Below are 19,531 nucleotides of genomic sequence, written 5' to 3' on the forward strand. Positions count from 1 at the left end.
AGTATTCTGGGGGGCATGCCACGACCCCCATCCGATTCCCGGCCGCGCCTGGTAGCGGCCGCCCGCGAGTTACTGCAACGCCAGGGCTATCAGGCCACCGGGCTCAGTGAGATCGTCGCCGCCAGCGGCGCCCCCCGGGGCTCGCTGTACTACCTGTTCCCGGGCGGGAAGCAAGAGTTGGCGGTCGCGGCGATCGAGGAATCCGCAGACGAGTTCACCCGGTTGATCCGGGAAACCGCCGCCCACGCACCGGACGTGCGCTCCTTCTGCGAGCGATTCGCCCTGCACTTGAGCCGAGGGCTCGTCGAATCGGGCTATCTGGGCGGATGCCCGGTCAGCACGGTCACCCTCGATTCCGCTCCCCGTTCCACCGCACTCACCCTCGCCTGCCGTGACACCTATCGGCAATGGCGTACCGCGTTGACCGAGGCGCTGGTGCAGTACGGCGTTCCGGCGGCGCGCGGCGAACGTCTCGCGGCACTCATGCTGTCAGCGGTCGAGGGTGCCATGATCATCGCTCGTGCCGAATGCTCCACCGTCCCGCTCGACGACATCCACCACGACCTGGCCGCTCTCGCGATCGCAGCCACCGATTCCGCTGCGCCCCAAGCGTCCAGGGGAACCGAAGCATAAGCTTCAGGAACTCCACATCGTGGATGTTCTGGGACAGCAGCGTGCTGTGTCGTCAGATCGGTGTCACCGCGCCAGAGCGTGGACCGACAACCACTCGAGTGGATTTCATCATCTGCTCGGTGTGCTCCGAGCCTGCGGAAGTGAGTGGTAGTTCACGCATTCCGGCGGATGTCGATGGAGTCGAATTCCGCTTCAACGTATAGGTTGCGCGCCTGGAGATTCCAGCCAGGCGACACGGCCCCCGACGCCGTGGGCGTAATCCACATCGATTTCGAATGCGGCTGAGCGTATCGCCGCTGGTAGAGACTCCACTGAGCCCCATCCGGAGATCCGGGGGCCGAGTCGTTTCGTTGGCGCGTCCGTGGCCTTTCCGAACCGCGCACTATGCGGCAGTAGCGGGTGCTCGGCCGCATCATTCTCGGAGTGGGAGTTGATCTTTCACGCGCCGACTGGTGGGGCCTCTGGACTCGCCTTCGATCGGTGTTTACGATCACTCGCGTAGATCATTTAGGGGGGATCATGGCCGAAGTCATGGGTCGGGCCGGTGTTGTCGGAGGCGGTATCGGAGGTCTCGCGACCGCAATCGCACTGCGCGCCGCCGGGTGGGACGTCACCGTCTACGAGCGGTCACCGCAGTTCACCGAGGTCGGCGCGGGAATCACCCTCGCCGCCAACGCCTTGACCGCCTTGGACGCACTCGGTGTCGGGGATGCGATACGGTCCGCGGCCATCGAAGACCGCCGCGGCGTCGCTCGCAATCAACGCGGACGAGTGTTGATCGACGCCCAGGTCAGCGACTTCGTCGGCGGCCTGGTGACCGTGCACCGTGCCGATCTGATCGCGATTCTGGCCGCCGCCGTGCCCGCGCAGTGTGTCCGCTCGGGCACCCGGGTCGTTGGTGTTCACGCCGACGCCGCGATCGAAACAGACACCGACACAACCCGATACGATCTCGTCGTCGGTGCCGACGGCGTCAACAGCGTGGTCCGGCAGCAGTTGTGGCCCCATGGAAGCCCGGTGCATCGCACGGGGATAACGGCGTGGCGTTGGGTCCTCGAGGTGCCCGCGCCCGACCCTGTGGGAGTGATCTTGGGCCGTAGTGCCGAGAGTGGCGTGGTGCCGATGGCCGGCGACCGAACTTACGTCTTCGCCGCGGCCCGGCCCGGAATCACCAGCCTGGACTACTTCACGGACTGGCCCGACCCTCTTCCGGAACTCATCGCCGCCACCGACCCCTCCCGCATCGTCATCGACGAACTGCTCGAAATCCGAGTGCCACGACGACTGTGGAACGACCGTGTCGTCCTCGTCGGCGATGCCGCTCACGCCATGCGGCCTACCCTCGGCCAAGGCGCCGGCATGGCACTCGAGGACGCCGTAACGCTGGCCGCATGCGCCCCGGACCTGGCCCGCTACTCCGCCGCCCGCCGTCGCAGGGTCGCGATGATGAACTTTCTGTCCCGGCACGGAATGCGCATGACCTCACCAGGATCCGCCACCCTGGCCGCTCTCCGCGACGCTGCGATCCTGGCCACGCCCAATGCCCTCAATGTCGGCATGTTCCGCTACACCAACAATCGGGCTTTCCGCAGCTGGCGACCACCTGCTTCCGCGTTCGAGCCTACGCTCCCAACCATTCGAAAACCCCTGGGCTGAAGACACATTCACCGGCAGTCATGCTTCCTGTCTTCAGCATGTGCGGATGTGTGAGATGTCATGTGGCTGAGGCCATGTAGGCGGACAGGATGTAGTGCAGGTGGCCCACCGAGCCGATCCAGAGATGCGATTCTGCCGTCCATGGGACATGAGGTCGGGTCCGTCACCAACGGAATGCGCGTCCCGCGGCATCATCGGACGGTCTGCGCCGCGCTCGATCTCACTGCTCGGATCGCCCGCCCAGAAGAGTGCATTCGGAAGGTTTTCGGGCATGGACCGACGGAAATCGGCTCACCGGGGGAGCAACTGCCAGTGCAGCGCCCACGGCACGAATGCCGCTGCCGCCGCGAGCAGCGCAATCGTCTGCCAGCGCAGCAGTGCGTCCATCCGGCCTCGCGCCCGCCACCCTGATAGTCCCAGGACGACTGCGGCCACGGGCACCGCCAAGGCCAGCCCGCGCACCAGCAGCCAAGGCAGCGGCTGTCCAGCCGCGAATGACGTCGGCGGCATCTGACCACCCACGGCCACTATCCCCACCACATAAAGCACGCCGCCCAGCGCTGCCAGTAGCCCGGTGACCGACACCGCCCGGGCCGCCCGTCGGACCTCCTGAGCACCCCCGGACAGCCTGCGCCGCAGCATCATCCGCCCGATGGCCGACAGCGGGTAGGCGGCAAAGCCGAGTAGCAGCGCGGCCAGCGCCGCGTACTCGAGACCGGGGTGGTCGCCCGGTGCGCGGCTGCTCATGGTCTGGGCCGGGGCAGCCGCGGCTCGGCTCGGCGGCGCCTGATCTGCGGCGACCGAATGGATCCAGTCGGTGATCACGTCGGCATAGCCCGGGCCGAGTTCGCCCAGTGGCTTGTCCTCGAACAGCTCTCCCCCGACCTTGTCGAAGCCGTCGGTGGTGCGATGCCCATTGTGTCCGGCATTCGGCACGAAACGCGTTGTGACCGAACGATTCCCCGCGGTCGTGAGCTCCCGCTGATAGATCGTGGCACTCTCGGCGCCCGGCACCTTCACATCGTGGTCACCCCACAGGGCCAGTACCGGCACGCGCACCTGCCGCAGCGCCGGCAGCGGGTCGTAGTCCGCCTCCGGGAACACCCCGGCTCCGTCGACCACGGCCGCGCCCGGTCCACTCACCGCATCCGACAGGCGCCCCGAAATACCCTTGTGCCGTAGCAGATTCGCGAGAAGCCAGGTCTGGGTGCGCAGGGGTGTCCGGCCGGAGCCACCGATGGTGACCACGAATCCGACCGTCGTAGACCGCGCCGCCGCCAGCATCGCCACCCAGCTGCCCTCACTGAACCCCCATAACCCGACATGCTCGGCATCTACGTCGGGTCGGTTCCGCAACAGCCGCACCCCGGCGAGCGCATCGTTGGCCAGCACTCCGAAATTCCGGCGGCGAGTGGAGTATCCGACCGTACGCTTGTCCACGACCAGCGTGGTGATGCCCGCCCGCGCGAAGGCTTCTGCCTCTGGCCGGTATTCCGCCCCCGGCCCCGGCCCCGATCCGCCGATGAGCACAATCCCCGGATGCTGCCCGGCACCTGCGGGACGGTAGACCGTCCCGTGCAGCGTCACCCCGTCGCTGTCGAGCGCCACCTGTTCCTGCCCCGGATCCGCTGGCAAAGGCTGCGCTGCGACCATTCCACCGCCGATCCCACCGCACATCAGAACCAGCAACACAACGATTACCACTCGCATGCCGGAAACGTATGCCCGCCAACCGCTCCCGGACATCGAACCGTGGTATCGACACGCCTCCCCCTGCAGTATCAGCCGACGGCCGCCGCAACAGCGCTAGCTGGGCGCGGCTGGTCGAGCGGGTCGTACCGGCCGACCGCGGTTACGACCACGGCAGCCGCCCGATGCCCGAATCGATACCGCGATCGCCGAGAAGCGCTGGTTCTACGGAGAGTCGATCAACAACTTCAGGTCGATCGACGAGTACGTAACGGCCTGGGGCGTACCGACTTCGAAGCGTACCGAACGCCACGGCGGCCGTGAGATCCGATATGCGCGGTGGGATCTCTCGTTCTGGCCGGGGTTGCAGATCGAGTTCATGGAGCTTCATCGTGGATACAACATGTTCAGGCGACTGCTTCGCAGACCCGAGATACCACAGCCACGGATCGACTCCGTCGCCGATCTGACTCCCTGGTCGTGCACGTCGGAGGAGTTACGAGATTCCAGCGTGGGCCCAGTCGACTACGTTGACGGATTCGGTGCGGTCGGAGACGTAGTCGCTTTCACGGCAACCGATCCTGACGCGGGGTGTCGGCAGCGCTATTTCGCCTATATCGATTGGGGCCTGCTGCAGTCCGTCGAACCGGCACCGGACTGGTACGTCGACGGGCCACGAGATGATCAGTAGTAGAGCCGACGGAGAAGGACGACGCCGATGCGACCAATACTGTCTCGTGGTCGCCTGCCCGGAACGCCCTCAATTCGGCATGAGCGCGCACGTCCCGAGCAGAAGTGTGTGGCGTTCCCGGCGGTGGGTGGCGTCGTTGAGTTACTCGCGGACCCGAGCGTTCACTGCGGGATGTCCGTCACCGCTGTCCTCGCCCAGGCCCGCGAGCAGGCGCAGCCCGTCCTCGGCGGGGCTGCCGGGGGCCGCGGACAGTACCAGCAGCTCCATGCCCGATTCGTCCGGTAGTGCGAAGTTCTCCTGGTGCAGTTCCAGCAGTCCGACCAGCGGGTGCCGGTAAGCCTTGCGTCCGTGTGTGCGGGCACGCACGTCCGCGCGGGCCCAGAGGCGGCGGAAGCGCTCGCTGCCCATCGCCAGCTCACCGATGAGCGACGCCAGGCGGGGGTCCTCGGGATATTTGCCGGCGGCCAGGCGCAGGTGCCCGACCACGTCGAGGGTGCATTTCTCCCAGTCCGCGTAAAGGCCGCGCTCGGCCTCCTCGAGGAAGATGTGCCGGGCGGTGTTCAGGCCCGGCATCGGCCGGCCGTAGAGGAGCCCGGCGAGGCGGTTCCCGGCGAGCACGTCCAGGCGATGGTCCATGATCAGCGCGGGTGCGTCGGCAACCAGGTCGAGGACGCGCAGCAGCTCCGGCCGGACCCGCCCGCCCGGCGCCTTCGGGCGGCGGCGCCGCTGCCGGGCGAGCCGGTAGAGGTGCCCGCGTTCGGTCTCGTCGAGGCCGAGGACGCGGGCGAGCGCGTCGAGGACCTGCGCGGAGGGTTGGGTCGCGCGGCCCTGCTCCAGGCGCACGTAGTAGTCGACGCTGACCCCGGACAGGTGCGCGACCTCTTCACGGCGCAGCCCTTCGACCCGGCGGTGCCTGTCGGCGGGGATGCCGACGGCCGCTGGGTCGACTCGGGAACGCCGGGTCCGCAGGAAGCCCGCGAGATCATCCATGGCCCCAGTATCGCCGCGGTGGTGCCCGTGCAGGTGGTCCTGCCGTTACCAGGAAGTCCCGTCCGATGGAAGAAGCGTCCCTGAACGCCGGGCGCCGCGGCGCCCAGGATCGAAGGCACCCGATCCGAAGGAGTTCTGATGAAGACGCTGATCGTCTATGCCCACCCGGAGCCGAAGTCGCTCAACAGCTCGCTGAAGGACCTCGCGGTGTCCACATTGGCAACCGCCGGGCACGAGGTACGGGTGAGCGATCTGTACGCGATGAACTGGAAGGCGGTCGTGGATGCCGCGGACTACGGCCCCGACGCCTCGAGTCCGCTGAAGGTCGCCCTGGACTCGGGCCGGGCCTTCGACGCCGGAACGCTCACCCCGGACGTCCGCGCCGAGCAGGAGAAGCTGCTGTGGGCCGACACGATCATCTTCCAGTTCCCGCTGTGGTGGTACACGATGCCCGCCATCCTCAAAGGCTGGGTGGACCGGGTGTTCACCTACCACTTCGCCTACGGCGTCGGCGAGCACAGCGACACCAGGTACGGCGAACGCTTCGGCGAAGGCACCCTCGCGGGCAGGAAGGCCCTGTTGTCGGTGACCGCCGGTGGCCCGGAGTCGCATTACGCCGCACGCGGGATCAACGGCCCCATCGAGGATCTGCTGTTCCCGATCCACCACGGCATCCTCTATTACCCGGGCATCGAGGTGCTGCCGCCGTTCGTGCTGTACGGCACCGACCGGATGACCGGCGAGGACTACCCGGACGTCGCCAAGGCCTGGGAGCAGCGCCTGCTCACCCTGGAGTCGACCGAGCCGATCGCGTTCCGGCGGCAGAACTTCGGCGACTACGAGATCCCCTCGCTGCACCTGAAGCAGGGACTGGAGCCCGCGGGCCGCACGGGTTTCGGGCTGCACGTGCGCGGCTGACCGTCGGTGTCACACCGCGACGCTACGGCGACTTTGCCAGGCCGCGGACGTGTGGCCATGCCTTGGCAACTGTGAGTAGCTGGCGCAGCTCCGCGTTGAGGTCGCGTGCCCCCGGTTGGACCTGGTGCCGGGGCGTGAACCGGCTCGCTCTCGGGGGATGCCCGGCAGCTTTGTTGGCAATGGCCTCGGCGATGCGGCGGGCATAGATACGTGGGTCACTGCCGGTGGCGGCCAGATCGTCGGGGCTGTCGCTGTAGCGCTTGAGATGCAGCAGGCTGTCGCGGATCTCGACCGTCATGCGGTGCAGACGGATGGCCGGGTCTGTTCGGCCGCGCATCTCCAGGACGATTTCGGGTGCGGCCGCGGTGAGATCGGCCCACATCGGCTGCAGGCGGCGGCAGTATCGGCCGGTGCGGTCCCATCCGATATGGGTGAGCAGGGTGCTGATCAGCGGCACCGCGACCACGGCGGGAGCGCCGACGGCCGAGAGAAGGAAGCCGCTCCATGCTTCCCAGTGCATCTCGGGATCGAATGACGGTTGGCCTGTCATGAGGCTGATGGTGGTCCCGAGCGGGTATGCGACCGCTATGGCCGCCAGGCCCACTATGGTGCCCAGGACCGCTGTGTACAGTGCACGTTCCTGCCAGGTGGTGGCGCCTGTGGCGCGCATCTCGCGCACGCTGACCCGGCCGAGGAGCAGGGCTGTAGCGCCGAGCGGCAGGGAAAACGCGACGCAGACCACGACAGCCGGCCAGCCGAGGGCTTGGTCGATCAACTGGTCGGCGTGGCGGGCGGGCGTCCCTGCGATCAGGATTACGGCGGTGGCGGTGATCGTGAGGAGGTAATAGCGCCACTGCCTGCGCCACGTGTGGGCGGGATCGGCGCCTGCCCACAACTTGGCAAAGCCGTAGATATTCGAGATGCCCAACAGGGTTGCTCCCAGCGAGAGCTGTCGGGCGATGTTCACCACGTCGCTGTCGTTGCCGGGCAGCAGCCAGGCCAGTGACTGTTCGAACCATGCGTCCCGTAACAGGTTTTCGCAGAGAGCGGCGGCGAGCGCGCGGTTGACGAGTCGGTCGACGAAGCTGTCCCGCAACAGCCACCAGCGACCGGCGAGCACCAACGTGAGACCTGTCAGGACGGGCCAGGTGATCAGACCCGGGATCGGGGAGGTCATCTCATCGATGCCGGTTCCGGAAGAACGTCGAGCGGAACCGGCTCGCTGACCGCTTGGGCAGCATCGCTTCGACCAGCAGCAGGTCGGCGAAGGTTTCGGCGGCGCGCTCGCGCTCACTGCCGTAGTCCTGGCGGCGCAGTACGCTGCGGATGGTTTCCAGCGACAGCGAGGGCATCAATTCGCGCAACGGCAGATCAGCCGCGGCACCATCGGGACCGCTCGCGTTCCCTCCGTGGCCGAGCAGCATGTGACCGATCTCGTGGGCGATGATGTGATCGGCGTGCCATGCGGAGTCGGCCCCGTACATGATCACGTCGTCGCCTTCCCGGGCGATCCACAGGCCACTTCCGGTGCCGCATCCATTCCCCGAGAGTGCGCCGACGTCGATCGGGCACAACGTGATCGGCCGTCCCCGGTACTCTGCCACCCGCGCGATGTATTCCGTTATGTCCCATGGATAGGGGATCGGTACCAGGCGACCGAGCTCCTCGAATCGCGCGGCGAGACCCTCCATTACGCCTTCCCCTCGTTGATCACGTGCCTATGCCGATATTGCGGGTGAGCGTAGTCGCCTACAGTGCGTTGTCGCGGATGTGGCCTGTCGCGCAAGCTTTCTCGCATCCGCCGCCGGCGGATCGGCCGCAATATCATCGGCGTATGGCGGTTCGGCCTCCGCGATGAGACAGCAATCCGGGGCGATGAAGCGGTCCGCGAAAGCATTTGAGCCCCACCCTTGGTTCTGGGTGGGGCTCAGTCGTTCGGGGCAGCTGGCCGTTCTGAGTGCGGGATGTGGCAGCTCGGGATTTCGCCACCCGCGGCAGTATCTGTAAGTATTTCGGCGGACCGGACAGGTGGTCAGTTGGTGCCGAGTGGCTGGCGGTGTAGGACGAGTTTGGTGGTGTGGGCGCGGTAGGCGTCGGGGGCGTCGTTCCAGTCCGCGAGCAGGGTGGTGACGTTCTCGGCGGGGAAGTTGGTGTGGGCGACGAAGTCGAGTAGGTCCGGAAGTATCGGACGTACGTGGGACACACCGATTTTCAGTGTCGCGTCGTTCGCGTACATGTGCATCAATGGCACCTTGGTGCCGGGTGGGAGGTAGTAGCCGACCGGTGTGCAGATACCGCCCGGTTGTAGTGCGCGCAGTCCGGCGTCGACACCGGCGGCGGTGGAAGTGCCTTCGACGACGATGTCGTAGCGGCGGGACGGCAGGTCCGCGCGGCGCAGTCTTCCCTTCTTGACCGGATGTGCTCGGGCGCCGAGCTTTTCGGCGATCGCGAGGCGTTCGGTTCGGTGATCGACGTAGTCCACGACCCCGGCGCCGTGTGCGACCGCCAGGCCGGCGGCGTAGAGCCCGATGCTCTGGGCCGCACCGGCGAGAACGAGTACGGATCCGCCGGGACGTTCGGCCAGCGGGCCGACGATGCAGCGCCAGGCATCAGCGAGATTGTCGCTGGCCGCAGCCACCCGCAACGGGTCGAGCCCGGCGGGCAGGCGCACGAGCATATGGTCGGCGTAGGGGATGCGCAGCCGGTCGGCGACCATGCCACCCCATGGGCCGCTGGCGGGTCCGAATCCGAAAGCGGCCAGCGTGCCGGTGCGGGTGGTCGCGCATTTGGCGGTGAGCCCGCGCTCGCATGCACGGCACTGTCCGCATGACACCGCCCACGGCACGACCACGAAATCGCCGCGGGCCAGGCCGGTGACCTCGGCGCCGATCTCGATGACCTCCGCGATGCATTCGTGCCCGATACCGAACGGCCCGCGGAACGGAACATCCCCGCAGATGCTCGCGACCACCGGGTCGATCAGCCCGGTCCGGATACCGAGCTGCATGGCGCGGGAAACGTGCCGGTGGATGGGGAGGGTGTCGCCGTCGCAGCGCCCCGCGACGAACGGGCGGACGATCGCATCTCGCGGTCCCCGCAGCACCGGGTCGGGCCGTTCGCGCCATTCGAGGTGGCGGGCGCGGACGAGTTGCAGTTCTCGCATCAGGCGCGTGCCCCGCCTGCCAGCGCCTTCAGTTCCGCGAAGCGGACGATATTGCCCGCGGCGCCCCAGGTGCCCTCGGGCTGTTCGTGGATGAGCACCCAGACCCGCAGTCCTTGCGCATCGCTGAGCCCCGCGGCGGCGAGCACATCGGCGGTGACCTGCTTGATCAGGCCCGCCTTGCGCCGTTCGGACAGCGCTCCTTCGGGCACGGTGGCGTCCACCCGGAAGCGCGGCAGGTCGTCCTCGGCGGTGCCGAACGCGCCCTCGGGAACCTCGTCGATCCGGCACCAGGCCTGCGCTCGGAAGAACGCGGTGTCCGGTGCGCCTTCCCAGGTGAGCAGGATGGTCGCGAGGGTCTTCTGCAATGCGCTGCGGGCATCGGCGGACAGCACGCCTGCGGGCAGGGTGAGCTGGATCATCGGCATGGAACACCTCCGTTATAACGACTGTTATATGCCGGGGACGGTACGCTATGACAGTCGTCATGGTCAAGGAGGTGCTGGATGGCGCAGTCGGACGCGCGTGATCGGATGGTGGCCGGTGCGGCCGATATGCTGCGACGGCGCGGGCTGAACGCGACCAGTGTGCGGGAGCTGGCCAAGCACTCCGGCGCCCCACTCGGCTCGACCTACCACTACTTCCCCGGCGGAAAGTCCGAGCTGGCCGCCGAGGCGGTCCGCTTCGCCGACGGCTTGGCTGCGCGCAAGCTGGTCGAGGAGCTGCCCGCCGGCCCGGTTGCCGGGCTGCGAGCGTTCGTGGAGATGTGGCGAAAGGTCGTGGTGGACAGCGACTTTCGGGCGGGATGCCCGGTGCTGGCGGTCTCGGTGGAGGACCAGCCCGACGACGACGATGAACCCCGGCGCGCGGCCGCCGCCGCCTTCGACCATTGGACCGCGCTACTCGCCGAATCCCTACGCACCCACGGCGCAACAGAATCCGCCGCCGACCGGACCGCAACCCTCATCGTCGCCGCCATCGAAGGCACCCTCGCGATGTGCCGAGCCCAGCGCAGCACCCGCCCCCTCGACCAAACCGCAGACGCCCTCGAAAACGTAGTCCGCGCGGTCACCGACCGAACCGAAAACTAGCCCGGTAACGGTAGGGACCTGATCGCATCACCGAAATTCGATGGTGGCGAACTGAACTCGATTCACCGGTACCCTGCTCGCCTCTGATGCAGAAAAGGCGGCCGAGCTCCGAGCTGCTGTCGATGGCGTTCCGTTGTTTCGGCGAGCGAACGGTCCGGTACCCGAAGTCGGCTTGCACGCCTATAGCGATCCGCGCTCGTGCATTCCCCCTTGTAGTCGACCACCGGAATGCCCCAGCGCCCCATAAAACCAGGGGACAAGCCCTTGGGCAAGCGATCACCGTGCACTCATACAGGTAAACGTCGAGAGCGCATCTGCACCAGCGCATTCTCGTCGGGGAAGTGGGTTTGGTGGGGGTGTTCGGGTGTGGGAAATTGGGGGGCTCGGGAGTATGATCTTGCAGGTCGGGGTGGGGTTTTGGTTGAGGGGTCTAAGGGTGATCCGGGGGGTGTGGATGGAAGCAATCAGTGTGCGCAATTTGGGTTGGAGGGTTTGTCATGCTCCGTATTTCGCATTTTCTTGCTACTGCTGCTGCTGGATTTGGGGTGGCGTTGGGGGCTGGGGGTGCGCTGGGTGCGCCGGATGATCCTGGTACGCCGTGTGGGGACAATATGGTGATGAATACTGATCGGGAGTGTGTTGCTGTTGGTAGCTTCTGCACGATGAGGGACGGGATGATTATCGGGACTATTGGGGTCGATGGGCGGTGTGTTATTCCTGGTATGAATACCTGACGTTGTCCGACTCCGCTGTGGCACCCAATTTTGGTCGGGTGCCCGGGATTTCGTGTAGCCGGGGTGAAAGTTGATGGGGTTGAGCGGGTTTTGGATTCGGTGGGGTTACCGGCCTCGGGGGTACATCGTTACTACGGTGCCGTCGGTGTTGGCGGCTAGGTAGGCGCCGCCGTATTCGTCGGTCAGGTAGACCATGACGGTTGGCTGGTCGTTGTTGAAGGTCCAGGCTGGGTCGACGATGACGTAGCGCAGGGTGGGGGTGGGGATGCCGAGGCTTTCCTCGGCGGTGCGGAGCAGGGGTGGGAGAATGTCCCAGTTGATCGAGTTCAGTTTTACCGTGGCGTGGCCGGAGAGTGGGCCGCCTGCTCCCTTTCGGCTGGCGGTTCCGTCGCGGTATACGAAGAGGTCGAAGAGGGTGGGTTTGTCCTTGACCGGGGCGCCGACGTTGGCATAGGTCGGGTAGAAGGTCGCCTCGTTGAATTCCTCACTGCCGGAGGCCTTTTCGAGTGCGGCGATGGCCTGGCGGATACCGCTCGGGGTGAGGAGGTCGACGGAGTTTCCGGTCACGGGTGCCGACGTCGGGCCCGCAGATCGGGTCGTGGGTAGAAGGCTGTCGGTGGTTGGCGGTGTACTCGAAATAGCTTGGCTTGTGGTCGAATCGGGTCGCAGGGCCACGATCGCAATCGTGGCTACTACGGCAGCTGCAACGGCGGCGGCGAGCCCGATAGCAACCCCGCGCGAGAATGGTTTGCGCGCAGGATGATTCGTGGACAGTCGAGGTGCGGAAGCCGAGTTGTGTGGGCCGCCGTGTGCATAGGGTGCGCCAACGGACCTATGTGGACTGATTGCACCAGGCGTGCTGAACGCGCTAGGGGCACTGGACGCGCCCGGTGCACTACTTGCGCCGGGTGTATCGAACGTGCCCGGTCTGGCTGCGCCCAGAGAGCGGACCCCTCCGGGTGTGTTGAACGCACCCGCTGAATTAGCTGCGCCTGAAAAGTTGACTGCGCCAGGTGTATTGAATGCACCCGGTACGTGGGCTGCCCCAGGTGAATTGAATGCAGCCGGTGAACTGGTCGCGCCTGAAAAGTTGACTGCCCCGGGTGTGTTGAACCCACCTGGCACATCGGCTGCGCCGGGTGAATTGAATGCAGCCGGTGAACTGGCCGCGCCTGAAAAGTTGACTGCCCCGGGTGTGTTGAACCCACCTGGCACATCGGCTGCGCCGGGTGAATTGAATGCAGCCGGTGAACTGGCCGCGCCTGAAAAGTTGACTGCCCCGGGTGTGTTGAACGCGCCTGATGCGTCGGCTGCGCCGGGTGTGTCGAACACAGTCGGTGAACTGGCTGCGCTCGAGAAGTTGACTGCTCCAGGTGTGCTGAACGCGCCTGATGCGTCGGCTGCGCCGGGTGTGTCGAACACAGTCGGTGAACTGGCTGCCCGCGGAGCATTTACCGCGCCGGGGGTGTTGAAGTCGCCCGATGCGCTGACCGGGCTGGGTGTGTTGATCGCAGGCGGCGAATCGACCGGTCCGGGAGTATGGAACGAACCTGGCAGCTCAGCTGCCCCGGCATTATTGAACGCGCCGGGAGTATCGAACGCCGCTGCGCCCGGAGCATTGCCCGCACCCGGAGTGTGGAAATCGCCCGGTGTGCCATCTGCGCCGGGGGTGTTGAAGGCTCCCAGCGCACCGAATGTCCCTCCCGCACCGACCGCCTGCGCAAGCATCCGGTCCACCTGCTCCGCGGTCGGCCGACGACCCGGATCGGGCACGAGCACCGCCGTGAGCACGGCGGTCAAAGCCTCGGCACGCTGCGGCGGCGGCACCTCACCTCGGATGACGGCAGCCAGCGTGGCGACAGTCGACTCGCGCCGCATCGGGTGGAACCCCTCCACCGCGACATACAGCAACAGACCGAGCGACCACAGGTCCGAGGCCGGATGTCCCTCCTGGCCGCTGAGTCGTTCCGGCGCAACATAGTCCAGCGAGCCGACCACACTGCCGGTCGAGGTCAATGCGGTCATGCCATTGATCGCGGCGATACCGAAATCGGTCAATACCGGTGAACCGTCTTCGCGCAGTAGCACATTCGCGGGTTTGATATCGCGGTGCAGCACACCCACCTGGTGTGCGGCGCGCAGGGCGGCGAGTATGCCGCGGCCGAGGTGCGCCACTCGGGTGGGCGGCAGCGGTCCATTGGCCAGATGGTCGGCGAGACTCTGTCCGCGAACCAGTTCCATGACGATCCACGGATGCGCCACCGCGGGCGAATCCACGATGTGGTGAATGGCAACGACGTTCGGATGACCGATTCGGGCCAGCGCCCTGGCCTCCCGCAGCACCCGCTCACGGTGCACGCCGGGCGAGCGGTTCGAATCGTCGGCCTCCGCCCGTACCTCTTTGAGCGCGACCTCACGATGCAGCGCGAGGTCGTACGCGCGCCACACCGTGCCCATCCCGCCACTGCCGAGCGGCTCGAGCAACTCGAAACGCCCGTCGACCACTGTCCGCCCGGAAATCACTGCGCAAGCCTATGTGCATTGCCGCACCCACGCGACATGCCTGTTTCACATGGGGCGCAGCATTATCGATCGGCGGGGACCAGGCGGTCCGGTCCGCTCTGCGTGCTGTCGTCCTGCCCGACTTCGGGAGTGCGGGTATTGAGCCAGGCGCCGATGAACATCAGCGCCGCACCGAGGCCCTGAACAGCGGAGATGGATTCCCCGAGCAACACCCACGCACAGCTGAGCCCGAAGGCGGGGACGAGGAATATCGCCGCGGACGCGGTGGCGGCACCGACCTGACGCACCGCCTGGTAATAGAGGACATAGGCGAGAGCGGTGGGCAGCATCCCGAGATATGCCTGGTTGAGCCAGAATGCGAAATCCAACTCGGACCACGCGATGTCGGACAGATCCGGTGCGGCAGCGAACCCGAGGGCGAGGGTGCCCGCAGCGGTGGCGTACACCGTGACCGTCGGGGCCGAGAGCCTGGACAACAGCGGCGCACCGAAAATCGTATAGCTCGCCCAGCAGGCCGCCGCGGCGAGAAAGACGAGATCGCCGAGCAGCCGATGAGATCCGCTCGCCGGAATCCCGAGGAAGAACACACCCGCGCCGGCGATCGCGGTGGTCAGCCCGACCATCCGGATCAGCGGCAACCGGGTACGCCCGAACAATGCCGTCACGGCAACCGTGAAAATCGGCGCGGCCATGGGCACGATCACGCTCCCATCGGCCGCGGGCGCCAGTGAAAGCCCGAGGAAGAACAGGAAGTTGTAGCCGAACACGCCGATGAGCCCGAGCCCGGCGGCACGGGCGGCATCGGCGACAGGCAGCCGAGGTGCGCGCAGCACGATGAGCAGCACGATCGTGCCGATCAGGAACCGCAGGAATCCCGCGACCGCGTGCGGTACCTCGTGCACCGCGAGCTTCGAGGAGGCGAACGCACTGCCCCACAACGCCATGACCAGGACCAAAAGCAATCGGATACGCACGGATCAATACTCGGCGGGGGCCGCGAAGGAGTCTTGAACGCTGGTGCGGCGACAATGGATCGGTGACCGAGCGCGAATGGGTCCAGTACCGGCGGATGGCGGATCGGCCGGTCGAGGTCATGCACGCGCATTTCGAACGCCACGTCTACGACCCGCACAGTCACGAAACGTATTCCTTCGGCCTGACCGAATTCGGCGCGCAGACCTTCCACTGCCGCGGCGCGACGCGCACCAGCGCGGCGGGCATGGTGATGGCCTTCAATCCGGACGAGCCACACGACGGCCACAGCACGACCGAACTCGGATTCACCTACTGGATCGCCCATATCGGATCCGAGTTGATCACCGATCTGCTCACCGACCGGGCGGGCCGTCCGACCGGTCTGCCGCTGTTCGCCGATCCGGTACTGCCTGATCCGCTGCTGTCGGTCGCACTCGGCAGGCTGTGCGCGAGTCTGATCGGGCCCGCCACCGAACTCGCGGCCGACGAAGCACTCGCCGCATCGGTCGCCGCATTGGTGCAGCGTGGCACCACCACGCCAACGAAAGCATCAGTGGTGCAATCCGGTTCGGCGGCCGATATCGCGCGACGGGTCCGTGCCGTACTCCACGATCGCTATCTCGATCCCATTTCCATGGACGATCTGGCCGACGCGACCGAATGCAGCAGATTCGCCATGTACCGTGCCTTCCGCGCCAATTATGGTCTGGCGCCGAGCGAATACCAACGACTGCTCCGACTACGCGCGGCCCGTCGTTTGATCGCCGCCGGCCAACCGATCAGCGAGGCGGCGATAGCCGCCGGATTCGCCGATCAAGCGCATCTGACCCGCTGGTTCCGGCGCTGTTATGGCATCACACCCGGGGTATACCTCGCGGCCGGATGAATTCAGTACCCGACGGGTTCGAGCGTCGCGTTGACGAACGTCACGAAATCCGGCCCCTCGGTGAAGCTGTCGGAGTTCTCCTCGCCGACGTAGACGTCCAAATGGCGCGGCCCGCCGAGACCCGGCGTGAATTCGTCACCGATCGTCCAGGTGGCGGCGCTGAATCTGCTACACGCGCTTGCGGATTCGAAATCGACGGTCCCACAACCGATGAGCCGCAATCGAGTTCCGGGCTCGAGTTCGTCCGCCGCCGCACTCTCGAACGGGTGCAGCGCCTCGCCGTTGGTATCGCGCGGTTCGGTGTCGAGCCAGAAGCCGACATCGTAGGACCAGTTCAGATATGCGCCAGCATGGTCGCCGCTGGTGATCCGGCCCGCGCCCTCCTCGCGCACCAGATCGACGAAAGCCTCCGGTAGCGTGCCGATTTCGATATTGGCGTCGGTGCATTCGAGATCGCTGCAGCCGCGCACGGTTTCGGTCGGTCCGGAGTGATAGGACTCGACGGCCGTGTAATAGACCGTCACCGTCCAGCCGTTCCATTCGTCGGTCTCGGCGCCGAGTCCGCAGCCGGCGGCGAGCGGGAACGCCAAGAGCAGCGCTATCGCGGTCATCCCGAACCCGAACCTCACCGCAGCGATATTGCCCGACCGTCCGGGCCGCGCGCTACCTGGCATGTGGCGGGCGTGGCCAGGGGTTGTCCTCGATGTGCTCGATCGACTCGTTGAACCGGGAGACCAGCAGGCTCAGTTGCACGATATCGGCGGTATTCCAGTCGGCGACGACGGCGCCGATGCCGTCGTGGCTCTGCTCCCGATCGGCGGCGACCAATTCCAGGCCCTTGGCGCTGGCTCGGATCTTGCGGGCGATACCGCCCTGCGGATCGGGCACCCGCTCGACCAGGCCCTGCTTCAACATGGCACCGACCTGGCGGTTGATGGTGGAGATATCGAGTTGGAAGGCCTCCGACAGCTCACGCAGGCTGAGCGGAGAATCGATCTCCAGTCTGGTCAGGAGCAGATAGGCCGACCGATCGAGCTGGAATCCCGGCCGCCGCAGCAGTGAGGCGGGGAAGTGCCGGGACAGCAGGGTCAACTCGAAGACGAGGCGGGTGAGCGCATCGTTATCCGTGGGACCTGGTTCGGGCATGGCCCACACTATGTCGCCTGAATCACGTCGATAGCAAATTGTGCACGATACATATGCTGTGTACCTTACACATTTATGACTGTTGCAGCCGACGCGTCTCCGACCGTCACCGCGGACGACGCCCGGCGTCGTCCCGCATCCGGCCTACTCATCGCGACCCTCGGCATGGTGGGTGTGGTCGTATCGCTGATGCAGACGCTGGTCATTCCGATCATTCCCACGCTGCCGACGCTGCTGAGCACCTCGGCGTCCAATGCGTCCTGGGTGATCACCGCCACCCTGCTCGCCGGTGCGGTCGCGACCCCGATCAGCGGCCGACTCGGCGATATGTTCGGCAAGCGCCGAGTGCTGTTCGCCAATCTGGTGTCGCTGGTCGCCGGTTCGGTGGTCTGCGCGCTGTTCTCCTCGCTGGTTCCCGAGATCATCGGGCGCTCGCTGCAGGGTGCGGCCGTCGGTGCGATCCCGCTCGGCATCAGCATCATGCGCGACGAATTGCCCGCCGAGAAGGTGGGTTCGGCGATGGCGATCATGAGTGCGACGCTCGGCGTCGGCGGTGCGCTCGGCCTGCCGCTGGCGGCGGCGATCGCGCAGAACGCGGACTGGCACATGCTGTTCTGGACCGCGGCCGGACTCGGTGTCGTCTGTGCCGCACTGGTTTTCGTCTTCGTGCCGGAGTCGCCGGTGCGGACCCCCGCGCGGTTCGATTTCGGTGGTGCGGTCGGACTGTCGATCGCCTTGCTGGCCTTGCTGATTCCGATCACCAAGGGTGCGGACTGGGGCTGGGGCAGTGCGAGCACTCTCGGTCTGTTCGCGCTGTCGGTGGTGGTGTTCCTGATCTGGGGCTTCTTCGAACTGAAGCAGCGCTCGCCGCTGGTCGACCTGCGGGTCTCGGCGCGGCCGCGGGTACTGTTCACCAACGCCGCCTCCATCGCGGTCGGATTCGCGCTCTACGGCATGTCGCTGACCTTCCCGCAGCTGATGATGGCGCCGGAACAGACCGGATACGGCTTCGGCCTGTCCATGGTCAATGCCGGATTGGCGCTGGCCCCAACCGGATTCGTGATGATTCTGCTGTCGCCGGTCTCCGCGCGACTGTCCGCGGCGCGCGGCCCGAAGGTCACGCTGGCGCTCGGCTCGGCGGTGATCGCGGTCGGCTACCTGTGCGCCGTGGTGCTGATGAACAGCGTCTGGGAGCTCATGGTGGCGGCGATGATCGTCGCGGGTGGTGTCGGCCTGGCCTACGCCGCGATGCCCGCGCTGATCATGGGCGCGGTCCCGGTTACCGAGACCGCGGCGGCCAATGGCCTCAACTCGCTGATGCGCTCGATCGGCACCTCCACCTCCTCGGCCGTGATGAGTGTGGTGCTGGCACATATGACGATGCAGCTCGGCCCGCACGTGCTCCCCTCGCGCGACGGTTTCCACACCACCTTCCTCATCGCCACGGTGGCTGCCCTGGTCGCCATCGTGCTCACGCTGATCATTCCGATGCGCAAGGCCGCCGATGCTGCCGATAAGGCAGGGCACGCCTGATCTTCGGGCGAGCGCGCCTGAACGGCCCTCGGGACCGATCCTCAATGGCGAGGCTCGGTCCCGTTGTCGTCGGGGCGACCCAGCCGCTCGGTCGGTTCAGTCGATCGGCACCAGGGTGTACATCCACCACGGCCGCCGCGGAAATTCGAGCATGAAGACGTTCAAACTCATTCGGCGCAGTTCGCGACGCGCCGGATCGCGCACGTGGATCCACGGCCTGGCGATATCGGCCGCTGCCACATCGGTGAGCCACAGTTGCTCCCACTCCGGCGCCGACCGGCACGTCGAGATGATCTTGTCCAGCCGCTCGTGCGGCACCAGGCCCGGCGCCATTATCCGCAGCGCGTAGACCATCAGATGCGCTTCCTTGTGCCACTCGTGCACGGCCTGTCTGGCTTGCGGATTCAGCATTGTCCACTCGAGGATGTTCCCGCCGGGCTCGAGCCCGGGAAATAGACGCAGGTAAGCGGAGTTCGCGGCAACCAGATCGAAGGAGGGCACGATCTGGAACCAGGCGGGCTGGGCGATGCTGCGCAAAGTGCGCAGATCGCTGGGCAGCGGCACGCTGGGCACGGGGCCGAAGGTGTCCGGAAACTGGCTCGCCTGAGTGAGGCTCACGATGTGGTCACGGAAGAACACCGGTACGCCCAGCGCGTCGAACAACCGACCCAGCGTTGCCGACGTTGGCGCGACCACGCCCTGTTCGAAATCCTGGATCACCGTTTGTGGGAGTCCGGTGGCCGCTGCTATCGCGGCCTGGGTCAGTCCAGCCGCTGCACGGCGCTCGTGCAGATAGCTGGCGATCGGAGGGCGGGTATCTGCCATCGTGATGTACCTCCTGATTCCCTCGGGACGAGCTGATCCCCCTTTCACATAACCCGCACCAGTCCGACTTCGACCCGAAAG

At 66.4% G+C, this 19,531-nt stretch carries 17 protein-coding genes; 6 read left to right on the forward strand and 11 right to left on the reverse strand.

The window, feature by feature from the left end; genetic code table 11:
• Positions 1–15 precede the first annotated feature (15 nt).
• Complete coding sequence (locus tag ACQP0C_RS07480) at positions 16–633, forward strand: TetR/AcrR family transcriptional regulator (RefSeq protein ID WP_433731851.1); 618 nt, start codon at positions 16–18, stop codon at positions 631–633.
• 519 nt (positions 634–1,152) lie between these two features.
• Entirely contained in the window at positions 1,153–2,289 is a 1,137-nt protein-coding gene (locus ACQP0C_RS07485; RefSeq protein WP_433731853.1) for an FAD-dependent monooxygenase, read from the forward strand.
• A 291-nt stretch (positions 2,290–2,580) separates the two neighbouring features.
• Here the strand turns inward: ACQP0C_RS07485 and ACQP0C_RS07490 are convergent, their stop codons facing one another.
• Both ACQP0C_RS07490 and ACQP0C_RS07495 read right to left on the reverse strand, forming a co-directional pair.
• Positions 2,581–3,999, reverse strand: a complete 1,419-nt coding sequence (locus tag ACQP0C_RS07490) for an alpha/beta hydrolase family protein (protein WP_433731854.1) — start codon at positions 3,997–3,999, stop codon at positions 2,581–2,583.
• Between the two features lie 811 nt (positions 4,000–4,810).
• Positions 4,811–5,659 (reverse strand): helix-turn-helix transcriptional regulator, encoded by an 849-nt coding sequence (locus ACQP0C_RS07495; RefSeq protein ID WP_433731856.1) that lies wholly within the window; start codon positions 5,657–5,659, stop codon positions 4,811–4,813.
• A 138-nt stretch (positions 5,660–5,797) separates the two neighbouring features.
• Here ACQP0C_RS07495 and ACQP0C_RS07500 point away from each other — a divergent pair, with 138 nt between their 5' ends.
• The gene (locus tag ACQP0C_RS07500; RefSeq protein WP_433731858.1) at positions 5,798–6,577 is read left to right on the forward strand and encodes an NAD(P)H-dependent oxidoreductase; all 780 of its coding nucleotides are present in this window, start codon (positions 5,798–5,800) and stop codon (positions 6,575–6,577) included.
• 22 nt (positions 6,578–6,599) lie between these two features.
• On the opposite strand, the gene ACQP0C_RS07505 is transcribed toward ACQP0C_RS07500, so the two are convergent.
• From ACQP0C_RS07505 to ACQP0C_RS07520, 4 genes are all read right to left on the reverse strand, one after another.
• Positions 6,600–7,754, reverse strand: a complete 1,155-nt coding sequence (locus tag ACQP0C_RS07505) for an MAB_1171c family putative transporter (protein WP_433731860.1) — start codon at positions 7,752–7,754, stop codon at positions 6,600–6,602.
• 1 nt (position 7,755) lies between these two features.
• Complete coding sequence (locus tag ACQP0C_RS07510) at positions 7,756–8,268, reverse strand: hypothetical protein (RefSeq protein ID WP_433731862.1); 513 nt, start codon at positions 8,266–8,268, stop codon at positions 7,756–7,758.
• A gap of 341 nt (positions 8,269–8,609) precedes the next feature.
• Entirely contained in the window at positions 8,610–9,740 is a 1,131-nt protein-coding gene (locus tag ACQP0C_RS07515) for a zinc-dependent alcohol dehydrogenase (RefSeq protein ID WP_433731864.1), read from the reverse strand.
• Positions 9,740–10,165, reverse strand: coding sequence for a tautomerase family protein (locus ACQP0C_RS07520; RefSeq protein WP_433731866.1), 426 nt, complete (start codon positions 10,163–10,165; stop codon positions 9,740–9,742). The genes ACQP0C_RS07515 and ACQP0C_RS07520 overlap by 1 nt, the downstream gene beginning before the upstream one ends.
• A 78-nt stretch (positions 10,166–10,243) precedes the next feature.
• On the opposite strand from ACQP0C_RS07520, the gene ACQP0C_RS07525 reads away from it, so the two are divergent.
• Positions 10,244–10,828 (forward strand): TetR/AcrR family transcriptional regulator, encoded by a 585-nt coding sequence (locus ACQP0C_RS07525; RefSeq protein WP_433731868.1) that lies wholly within the window; start codon positions 10,244–10,246, stop codon positions 10,826–10,828.
• Positions 10,829–11,667: 839 nt separating this feature from the next.
• Here ACQP0C_RS07525 and ACQP0C_RS07530 read toward each other — a convergent pair.
• Both ACQP0C_RS07530 and ACQP0C_RS07535 read right to left on the reverse strand, forming a co-directional pair.
• Positions 11,668–14,085: a protein kinase domain-containing protein gene (locus tag ACQP0C_RS07530; protein WP_433731870.1), complete on the reverse strand. Its 2,418-nt coding sequence runs from the start codon at positions 14,083–14,085 to the stop codon at positions 11,668–11,670.
• A 62-nt stretch (positions 14,086–14,147) separates the two neighbouring features.
• Positions 14,148–15,059 (reverse strand): DMT family transporter, encoded by a 912-nt coding sequence (locus ACQP0C_RS07535; RefSeq protein ID WP_433731872.1) that lies wholly within the window; start codon positions 15,057–15,059, stop codon positions 14,148–14,150.
• Positions 15,060–15,121: 62 nt separating this feature from the next.
• Here ACQP0C_RS07535 and ACQP0C_RS07540 point away from each other — a divergent pair, with 62 nt between their 5' ends.
• Positions 15,122–15,946: an AraC family transcriptional regulator gene (locus tag ACQP0C_RS07540; protein WP_433731874.1), complete on the forward strand. Its 825-nt coding sequence runs from the start codon at positions 15,122–15,124 to the stop codon at positions 15,944–15,946.
• 2 nt (positions 15,947–15,948) lie between these two features.
• Here ACQP0C_RS07540 and ACQP0C_RS07545 read toward each other — a convergent pair whose 3' ends face one another.
• Together ACQP0C_RS07545 and ACQP0C_RS07550 are read right to left on the reverse strand one after the other, a co-directional pair.
• On the reverse strand, positions 15,949–16,557 hold the full coding sequence (locus tag ACQP0C_RS07545; protein ID WP_433731876.1) for a hypothetical protein: 609 nt from the start codon (positions 16,555–16,557) through the stop codon (positions 15,949–15,951).
• Positions 16,558–16,609: 52 nt separating this feature from the next.
• On the reverse strand, positions 16,610–17,092 hold the full coding sequence (locus tag ACQP0C_RS07550; RefSeq protein ID WP_433731878.1) for a MarR family winged helix-turn-helix transcriptional regulator: 483 nt from the start codon (positions 17,090–17,092) through the stop codon (positions 16,610–16,612).
• Between the two features lie 75 nt (positions 17,093–17,167).
• On the opposite strand from ACQP0C_RS07550, the gene ACQP0C_RS07555 reads away from it, so the two are divergent.
• Positions 17,168–18,625 carry an MFS transporter gene (locus tag ACQP0C_RS07555; protein WP_433731880.1) on the forward strand — a complete coding sequence of 486 codons (1,458 nt, stop codon included), beginning with the start codon at positions 17,168–17,170 and terminating at the stop codon, positions 18,623–18,625.
• A 96-nt stretch (positions 18,626–18,721) separates the two neighbouring features.
• On the opposite strand, the gene ACQP0C_RS07560 is transcribed toward ACQP0C_RS07555, so the two are convergent.
• The gene (locus tag ACQP0C_RS07560; protein ID WP_433731882.1) at positions 18,722–19,450 is read right to left on the reverse strand and encodes a helix-turn-helix domain-containing protein; all 729 of its coding nucleotides are present in this window, start codon (positions 19,448–19,450) and stop codon (positions 18,722–18,724) included.
• Positions 19,451–19,531 lie beyond the last annotated feature (81 nt).

It is taken from the genome of Nocardia sp. CA-129566, from assembly GCF_050956075.1.
GTDB lineage: Bacteria > Actinomycetota > Actinomycetes > Mycobacteriales > Mycobacteriaceae > Nocardia.